6 protein-coding genes are annotated in these 8,988 nt (G+C 34.1%); 2 read left to right on the plus strand and 4 right to left on the minus strand.

Going from position 1 to position 8,988, the window contains the following annotated elements:
• Window positions 1-224 precede the first annotated feature (224 nt).
• Complete coding sequence (locus BKH43_RS08175) at window positions 225-1,682, plus strand: hypothetical protein (protein WP_095230444.1); 1,458 nt, start codon at window positions 225-227, stop codon at window positions 1,680-1,682.
• A 963-nt stretch (window positions 1,683-2,645) separates the two neighbouring features.
• Here BKH43_RS08175 and BKH43_RS08180 read toward each other — a convergent pair.
• The gene (locus BKH43_RS08180) at window positions 2,646-3,971 is read right to left on the minus strand and encodes a M99 family carboxypeptidase catalytic domain-containing protein (RefSeq protein ID WP_095230446.1); all 1,326 of its coding nucleotides are present in this window, start codon (window positions 3,969-3,971) and stop codon (window positions 2,646-2,648) included.
• A gap of 119 nt (window positions 3,972-4,090) precedes the next feature.
• Between BKH43_RS08180 and BKH43_RS08185 the strand changes: the two genes are divergently transcribed.
• Complete coding sequence (locus BKH43_RS08185; RefSeq protein WP_095230448.1) at window positions 4,091-5,017, plus strand: ribose-phosphate pyrophosphokinase; 927 nt, start codon at window positions 4,091-4,093, stop codon at window positions 5,015-5,017.
• A gap of 77 nt (window positions 5,018-5,094) precedes the next feature.
• Here the strand turns inward: BKH43_RS08185 and BKH43_RS08190 are convergent, their stop codons facing one another.
• The 3 genes from BKH43_RS08190 to BKH43_RS08200 all read right to left on the minus strand — a co-directional run bounded on the left by BKH43_RS08190 (window position 5,095) and on the right by BKH43_RS08200 (window position 8,590).
• A complete protein-coding gene (locus BKH43_RS08190) occupies window positions 5,095-5,895 on the minus strand; it encodes a hypothetical protein (RefSeq protein WP_095230450.1) in 801 nt (266 codons plus the stop codon).
• Window positions 5,896-5,907: 12 nt separating this feature from the next.
• The gene (locus tag BKH43_RS08195) at window positions 5,908-6,837 is read right to left on the minus strand and encodes a hypothetical protein (RefSeq protein WP_095230452.1); all 930 of its coding nucleotides are present in this window, start codon (window positions 6,835-6,837) and stop codon (window positions 5,908-5,910) included.
• Between the two features lie 733 nt (window positions 6,838-7,570).
• Complete coding sequence (locus BKH43_RS08200; RefSeq protein ID WP_095230454.1) at window positions 7,571-8,590, minus strand: hypothetical protein; 1,020 nt, start codon at window positions 8,588-8,590, stop codon at window positions 7,571-7,573.
• Window positions 8,591-8,988: the final 398 nt, after the last annotated feature.

The raw sequence follows: 8,988 nt of genomic DNA on the forward strand, positions 1-8,988 counted from the left end.
TAGTTTAAATTCACATAGTTACTAATATCAATTTATATAATTTTTAATCTAAAACTTATATAAACTTTAATTTCAAACTCATATAAATCTTAAGATCAACTTATACAATCCTTAGTTTTAACTTAAAGATAAGTCTTGATGAAAATGGGAGTTTTATTAACGCATCTACTAGGGCTAATGGCTCAGTTGCAGCCGGTGCTATAGGCTTAGATACATCTTTTGCTTTGGGGGGAAATGCTACTATAACTACACTAAGTCAAGCAGTAGATTCTAATATCCAGCAGCTTCAAGATGCTATATCTGCTTTATCTCCAGCTAGTGTATCTTTAGCTAATGCAAGCAAGGAACAAGCAGATAGATTGCAAAATGGATACAATAGCTATAATTCAGCATTAAATGATGGTAACACTGGTCTTTTGATAAAGAAAAATGTTGTTTCTGATACCAATGGCCATATAAAATATAATGGTCAAGCAGCAGCAAACCTCTGGGGATTTGTGTCAACTGGAGCTAATTCTTTAGTTAATGCCATAAATAATTATGATTCCCTAGCCTCTAAAGCCTCCAGTTTTAATAATGTGGTAAATGGTAATACTACGCTTACTACTGGCCCTAGTGGAACAGTGCCAAATAATGGCATTAATACAAATTCCCAGTTATATACAACTATGAGCAACTTAAGACAAAGTGTAGTTAATCTTCAAAATGCGCTAACTATACCTACTCAAGTATCAAACAACCCTCAGGTTTTAGAAGCTAAGAACGCCCAACTAGCGAGCTTAAGCCAGCTTAATGCAACTATAGATGCATTACAATCTGCAGTTAATATAAACTCAGCTAATGTAGTAAGTGCAAATAAAGCAAGCCTCCAAGCTTTAGCCAATCCACCAACAACTGGATCTACTAGAGCAAGCTGGACACCATCAGCCGCTGTTAATGAAGATGCTTGGTGGGTAGGTAGTGGTCGCTATGATAGTACTGGTAATCCTGACCAAACAGATGATAATTCTGGAAAAGCTTACATAAAAGATCAATTAGCTGGTTTAATAAATAATAGCAATAATAGGGGTGTAGTCCCACTACTTCAAAGCACACAAAACGCAGCCACTAGTGCTAGTAGTATAGAAGGCATCATAAATGGCGGTAATAATCCAACTCAAGCAGTAACATATGACACTGTTAAAACAGTAGTTAATACAACCCCAACTGGCACAACAACAACTGTAACTACTTATGCAAACGGAGATCCAAGTAAGCCTAATACACCTACAGTTACTGTAGATAATACCAACAAACTAGATCCTAGCAAAACTACAGCTACTGAAGTTACAAATGTTAGTTATGCTCAAGTAGCACGTCCATTACAAGATAGCAATGGAGCTAATGTTAAAAGTCTAAACGAAGCTATAAAAGATGTAAGGGCAGCTAACGAAAAGTTAGAACAAGCAGTATCAGCTGCAGTTATAGCTCAAAACCAAGCAGCAGGAGCGGCTGCAAGAGAAGGAGCACGTCGTAACTCAGCACCTACCATCCTTCCTACAGCTAAGGCTGGATTAATAGCTTTCTTTGGTAAGCATCAATCTGTATCTGTAGAGTATCAATACTATTTTAGAAATACTAATCCATCTTTTACTAGTGGAGAAGTAACACTTAATTATGCTTATTACTTTGGTGGTAAGTAGGAAGTAAGAAGTAACTAGAAACTAGAAACTAGATAGTAGATAGTAGATAGTAGATAGTAGATAGTAGATAGTAGGTAAAAAAGGTAAAAAAGGTAAAAAAGGTTTTATATATTAAGATTTATATAATTTGCATGAATTATATAAATCTTATAAAACATAAGATTTATATATTAAGTTGTATATTTAGTAAGTGTAGTAAAGTAGAGTTTAAAAAGATTTAGAATCTAAAGTCTTTAAGATTTAGAATCTAAATCTAACTTCATAAAGTTTAGAATCCTAAATCCTAAATCCTAAATCCTAATTCTTTAATCCCTAAATCCTTAATCCTACTTTCAAACTAACTCTAGGTTTAGAATCTAAATTACTTTAGATTCTAAAAATAAAACCTAATAAATAAGTTCTCATAAACAAGCTCTCATAAAGACTTAACAAACTTATAGTTTATCTTTAAGTCAGAATCTAGTTTTAAACTAGATTCTAAGTGCTAAGTGCTAAGTGCTAAGTGCTAAGTGTAGATTCTAGATTAAGGATAGAGTATATGCCCGCTAGGCTTTATGTTTAGAATAAATGCCATTTTTAAGTTTTAAGTTAGTTTTCATATATAGATACTCATATTATTTATTGCATTTACTCCTAGTATAGGACAGATAAAATCACGACACCTCTAACATGTGACACATCTACTTATATTTCCACTTAAACTAACACCTACCTAAGCTTACCCATCATAACAACCATGAGCCTTGCATGCCTTATAAAGATTAAATCTAAAGCGGTTTTCTAAAAACATAAGGCATCAAGCAAGTTTATATTCTTACCCGCACAAGAAAAATAATATAGGTGGTATTTAGCTAAAGATATCATTACAAATAAAGCTAAGTCAAGACTTGCTTGCTAGCTTATATAGGACTTTGATGATTAAAAAGAGCTTTAGCATGACTAAAAGCTTAGGGCTTAAAAAACTTACTTGCCTTCAAACTCCAAAAGCACCATGCCTCTAAAGACTTCGCCTGTGTAGATTTCAGCCCTATAGATACGTTCTTGCTTATCTATACTGAAGCGTTTTACCATATCTTTGCGACTTAAAAGCACTCCTGTATCATCTAGCTCTTTTGAGTTAGGTTTTACGTATCCTATGATATTAACTCTATAGTCTTTGGAAGGGTCTAAAAAGATACTTTTTTTAACCTTAACTATCTCGCCTACTTTTAAAGTAGTATCTACGCCATCAACCTTAGCTTTTATGGAATCTAGTGAGTTTTTAAAGTCTGTATAAAATGGCTTAAATCTAGTTAAAACTCTATTGCCATACTTCAAAGACACACTTCCATCACTATTAGGCAAAAGCCCTAATATGTGAGCTCTAGATTCTAAAGTTATATCTGCTAAAGGCACGCCTTCAGGCAGTGGGAAGTAGTTTAGATAAGGTCTTAGGCCAAACATAGGTAAGGTGATCTTACCTTCTATATCCACAGTTAGGCTTTTATCAAACATGATTCTATAAATGTTTAAAGGAGTTAGTTTAAAAGGTCTTTCATAGTGTATATCAAGCATGTTTAATACGCTTTCAACTGCTAGTAAATGATAATAGACACGCTTTGCTACAGTTAGCTCTTTACTAGCCTCATTAGCTATAGCTGCTTTATGATGGGTTATAGCAAAGTAGGTTAAGGCTTTAAGCATCTCTTCATCACCTTGCTTTGTATGGGTGTTATGAAGATGATATTTATGCTCTGGGTCTAGTAAGTTAGCATTTATGTGTTTTATAATCTTATCTGCGTTGTCTACTAAGTCTCCATACTCTTCATTATTAACATTTTTTTGATCGATGATAGTGCAGTTACCCCATCTATTTGGGTTGTGCTTAGCGTCTATATAAGTTGGCCTAAAAAAGCCTGATCCATCATGCAAATGAAGCACGAAATCAACATCTTTTCTTGTTATAAGGCTTTTTATGTGTTGGATTATCCCATACTCTTTATCTTTTGGACTAAGTTTTGCAAACTTTCTATTTAAGTCGCCATATATACCTCTGTGATTTAAAAGCATACTGTGGATATTAGTACTTGGAACAGCTATAACCTTGCCATGGCTTATCTTATAAGTCATCAAAAAGACATTAACCGCATTAAAGCCACCTGGCTCATCTCCTTGTATACCACCTAGTAAAAGCAAAGTTTTGCCATTATCATCGCCTAGGATTATGGGTTTAAAGTCTATGGGAGCTAAAGTTTTTGCTTGGATGAAAAGTACGCTCAAAAGAGCTAAGAAGAGTAGTCTAAGTGGCATTTTATTCGCTTTATGGGTATAGGTTAATGAAGTTATCTTCGGGGTAATTTTATAACTTTTAAAGTTAAAGTTTTATATAATCTAAGACTTTTTCTACATAAAGATTGCGAGGTAGTTTCATGGGTTTTAAAATATTTAGTGGTAGTGCACATAAAGAGTTTGGCAAAGAGCTAGCAAGACACCTTGACTGTGCTTTGAGTAATGCACTTTTAAACCGCTTCAGTGATGGCGAGATAAGCGTGCAGATAAGTGAGTCTGTACGTGGGAAGGATGTCTTTATCATCCAGCCAACCTGTGCGCCAACTAATGATAACTTAATGGAACTTTTAATAATGACTGATGCTTTTAAAAGAAGCAGTGCTAACTCTATAAATGCAGTTATACCTTACTTTGGCTATGCTAGACAGGATAGAAAAGTGGCCCCAAGAGTACCCATTACTGCAAAACTTGTGGCTAACTTACTTCAATCAGCTGGTATAAACCGCGTTATAACTATGGACTTACACGCAGGGCAGATTCAAGGATTTTTTGATATACCAGTTGATAATTTATATGGCGCTGTGTTATTTCGTGACTACATAAGACATAAAAATCTAATAAACCCAATAATAGCCTCACCGGACATAGGTGGCGTAGCTAGGGCTAGATACTTTGCAGACTTGCTAGGTCTAGACTTAGTTATAGTTGATAAAAAGCGTGAGAAAGCAAATGTAAGTGAAGTGATGAATATTATAGGCAATGTTGAAGGCAAAGATGTTGTTTTAATAGATGACATGATAGATACAGCAGGCACTATGTGCAAGGCAGCATATGCTTTAAAAAATAGAGGTGCTACTAGTGTTAGAGCTCTAGGCACGCACGCAGTCTTAAGTGGTGTTGCTTATAAGAATATAGAAGAAAGCGTCTTAGATGAAGTGGTAGTAACTAACACTATCCCACTTCATATAGAAGATCCTAAGATAAAAGTCTTAAGCGTAGCCCCACTTTTTGCAGAAGTCATACGCAGGATCTACCATAACGAAAGTGTAAACTCGCTGTTTATATAGAATCTATTTTATAAAATCTACCTTCAGCCTAACTTTATAGAATCTAAAAAAGATCTTTTTTAGATTCTATACTAATCTTACTTCTTCCTAAAGTAGTACGCGTAGTTTAAAGTTACATTACTACTAAATCCAACATAGCTGTTTATATAGTTTTTAAACTCTATAGAAACCTTATGGTGTGTATCTATAATGCTTACTAGGCCTAGTGTTATAGTTGGAGTTACCTTCTCTGGGCTAAAACCTATGGTATCAGTTATAGGATTATAAGAAGCTGGCGCTTGTGTAGAAAATACACCTCTTAAGATAGTTGGGTCAAATATAGTGATAAGATTCCCATTAAACTCAATTGGCTTATTGTTACTAGTACTAGTTCGTGGTGGCACAGAGCCTTCACCTGTTCTATTAGCATAAGGGTCCATAAAAGCAACTCCTGCACCTAAGCTATAGCCAAACTTAAGTTTATTACTACCAAAGACTTGCAAAAAGTTTAGTTCTAGTGAGTACTCAGGTGATGTAAGCTTGGCTATATTTATATCATCTAGCTCATAGTGTACTATCCTAGTTCCTACATTAAGCGTAGCTTCTAGGCCTAGGCTACCTCCTAAAAAGTTTTGCTTGCTAAAGTAACTTACCCCCAGTTTTAATCCCACACTACCACCATAAACTGCCCTAGTGCCTGGCTTAAAGCCATTTTGTGCAAAATCAGATGTCAGAGTAAAAGCATCTATAGCCAAACCACCACCAACTCCAGCCATGATCCCAAAGCCTTGTAATCTATCAACACTTTCTTTTTTAACATCTAAGCTAGCATCTTTAGCCAGGCCTAGACTAGTTAAACTTATAATCAAAGAGGAAGCAAAGAGTATCTTTTTTATCATCATGTCTTCCTTTTAGATTCCAAAGTAGTAAGCATAGTTTAGGCTTAGAGTGCTACTGTAGTCTATGTAGCTATTAATATAGTACTTATACTCAAGCGAGATTTTATGGTGGGCATCTATCATAGTTAAAAGCCCAAAACTAACTATAGGTACTGCTTTGATAGTTTGTACTGGAAAAACATCTACTGGGACTGTAGAAAAGCCTACACCAGCTATGGCAGAGTTAGGGTCAAATATAGCTATTAAGTTTGGATTAAACTTAGTAATAGGTATAGCGCTTCCTCTTAATGTTACATTTTGTGGATAGTTTAGCGCTGTTACTTTTGGGTCTATAAAAGCAACTCCTGCACCTAGGCTATAGCCAAATCTAATTTTATTTTTTCCAAAGATTTGGATTAGATTAAGACCTAGGGAGTACTCTGGAGTATACACTCTAGAATCTAAGGTTCTAGTAGTGTCACTATTAAGACTGATTTTTAGGTCTTTTAGCTTGTAGTTTATTATCCTAGATCCAGCAGAAAAGCTAGCTTCAAGCCCAACTGTGCTACCAAAAACTTGATTACTTATAAAGTAACCTGCACCTAGTCTTACACTCCAACTACCACCATAAACACTCCTATAGCCAGTTTTTATACCAGCATTATTTGGGACAGCTTGAAGCTTTGGGTCTATATAAAAAGCATCTACATCAAAGCCAGCTCCTAGTCCAACAGAAAGATTAAAACCTTCTAGTTTAGTAGGAAGCTTGGTTAGTTTTAATGGGCTGCTTTGCAAAGGGTCTAGTTTGGGTGTAATAGACTTAGATTCTATATTGTGCTTAGTTTTTTCTTTGTGTTTTGTGTGATGGTGTTTATTTATACTTTTAGTTTCTTTTGCAAAAGTTAAGGTAGTAAAACTTGCAATTAAGCCAGTGGCTAAGAGAGCTTTTTTAATCATATCCATACTTTAAGGAATCCTTTTTAAGTTTAAATAATTTGCTTTTTATAGTCTAAAAAACAGTTTTTCAACTCTATATAAATTTATATTTTTTGTAAATTTTAGAAGGATTTTTGAGGTGGAGTTGATGATTTTTAAGATAGAAGTAATGTTAGGGTATATAAAAGTTAAACTAAGACTATCTAATCTTAACTAGGCCTTATTAATAACTTAAAACTACTTTGCCCACTTTAAAACCTTACCAAAACACTTATCTTAAAAAGCAAATATTTTATATAGCACAGGGCTATATGTGTGTGTAATGCGCTACTTAAGCAATAGTCGTTGGGTGATAATCTTTTGTTGTATACTAGAAGTAGCGCCTCATATAGCATAGCATGTGATATAACGTGGTCAATATGTGAGGAAAGTTTAGAATCCTAAATCTTAGATTCTAAACCTTATGAAGTTAGATTGATTCTATAGGGTTATAAAAGATTCATAAGACTTTTAATAATGAGACTACAAAGAGTTTTAATGTTTAGATTACAAAGATTATTGCTTGTAGTCTTTGTAATCTAAATAGTCCAAATAGTCTTTATAACTACAGTTTTTATAACTACATTCTTTGTAATTGTTAATATTGTTTTTAGTTATTTGAAAAGTTTAGAATCTACTTTTTATTTTAGATTCTAAATCTTTTTAAACTCTACTTAAATACACTTACTAAATATAAAACTTACTTACCTCTTTTTACTTCCTACTTACCACCAAAGTAATAAGCATAATTAAGTGTTACTTCTCCACTAGTAAAAGATGGATTAGTATTTCTAAAATAGTATTGATACTCTACAGATACAGATTGATGCTTACCAAAGAAAGCTATTAATCCAGCCTTAGCTGTAGGGAGGATGGTAGGTGCTGAGTTTTTGCGTCTTGCTGCATCTTGGGCAGCAGCATTAAGCGAGGCTTGAGAGGCTGAGCTTTGTGCTGAGATAACTGCTCTTGTAATAGCCAAAGCTTGCGCATCTTTGCCAACTTGTTTTACAGCAGTCTCCACATCGTTTAAAGCTATTTGTACTTTTTCTAAAGATGTTTTAGGATCTTGCGTAGTAACTTTGGCAGTGTTGCTATCAAAGTTACTAGTAGCGGTAGGATCAATGCCTTTAACGACATTGATTGTTATATCGTTTTGAGTTTTGTGTTTAGAATCTGTTTGAACTCCATTAAGTACAGTAGATTTTAAAGCTGATACTACCTGATATATAGATTGTATTGCATATTCACTTGACCATGAACCATTATCTATTATAGTGCGCAAATTGCTTTGAGACTTTTTTATCTCAGCGTTGTATATGTTTGCATTAGCCTGGTATTCATTTATAGCGCTTTGAAGTTGGGCAATAGCACCATTATTTGGATCTGTTAGACTTTTTAGTGAATTGCTTAAGTTAGTGCTTGCTGTGACATACAAAGGATTATTTAGCTCTATATTGGTTGGTCTTATTGTAGATAAAGCATTTTGAAAAGATGCTATTTTATCCTGAAGCGATGTTGAGTTACCAGCTGTAGTTTTGTTAAATGCACTAACTAAATTATTAGCAGTTTTACTAACAGTCGTTGCAAGATTAGGATCTGTCGAATTAAAGAGTTTAGAAATACTGTCTGCTATCACAACTCCCTGGCCATTAGCATATGATCTTGTAGCATCATTATTAGTTGGAGAACCATTCTTGTAGGGTCCAGTGTCTCCCACTTTAGTCACTATTCCGTTATACATTGTAGTAATACCAATTAATCCATTATCGATAATAGTTCTAGCATCTCCGATTTGTGTCTGTCCAGCTATAACGTCATTAGAGATATCTTGTAATGATTTTTGAATATCTTGTATAGCATCTAATTGAGAAGATAGGTTAGCATTTAATGCTGGATTAACACCAGAAAGAACAGTTCCATTTACTGAAAAAGTCGCGCCATTTAGGACATTTGCAGCACCTGCTACATTAGTAGATGCGTTAATAAAACTCCCATTTTCATCAAGACTTATCTTTAAGTTAAAACTAAGGATTGTATAAGTTGATCTTAAGATTTATATGAGTTTGAAATTAAAGTTTATATAAGTTTTAGATTAAAAATTATATAAATTGATATTAGTAACTATGTGAATTTAAACTA

This window comes from Helicobacter sp. 13S00401-1, assembly GCF_002272925.1.
Classification (GTDB): Bacteria; Campylobacterota; Campylobacteria; order Campylobacterales; family Helicobacteraceae; genus Helicobacter_I.

What these genes read in the sequence shown, in the direction of transcription:
- BKH43_RS08180 (WP_095230446.1), bottom strand. Translation starts at nt 3,971, where the DNA reads ATGCCACTTAGACTACTCTTCTTAGCTCTTTTGAGCGTACTTTTCATC.
- BKH43_RS08185 (WP_095230448.1), top strand. Translation starts at nt 4,091, where the DNA reads ATGGGTTTTAAAATATTTAGTGGTAGTGCACATAAAGAGTTTGGCAAA.
- BKH43_RS08190 (WP_095230450.1), bottom strand. Translation starts at nt 5,895, where the DNA reads ATGATAAAAAAGATACTCTTTGCTTCCTCTTTGATTATAAGTTTAACT.
- BKH43_RS08195 (WP_095230452.1), bottom strand. Translation starts at nt 6,837, where the DNA reads ATGGATATGATTAAAAAAGCTCTCTTAGCCACTGGCTTAATTGCAAGT.
- BKH43_RS08200 (WP_095230454.1), bottom strand. Translation starts at nt 8,590, where the DNA reads ATGTATAACGGAATAGTGACTAAAGTGGGAGACACTGGACCCTACAAG.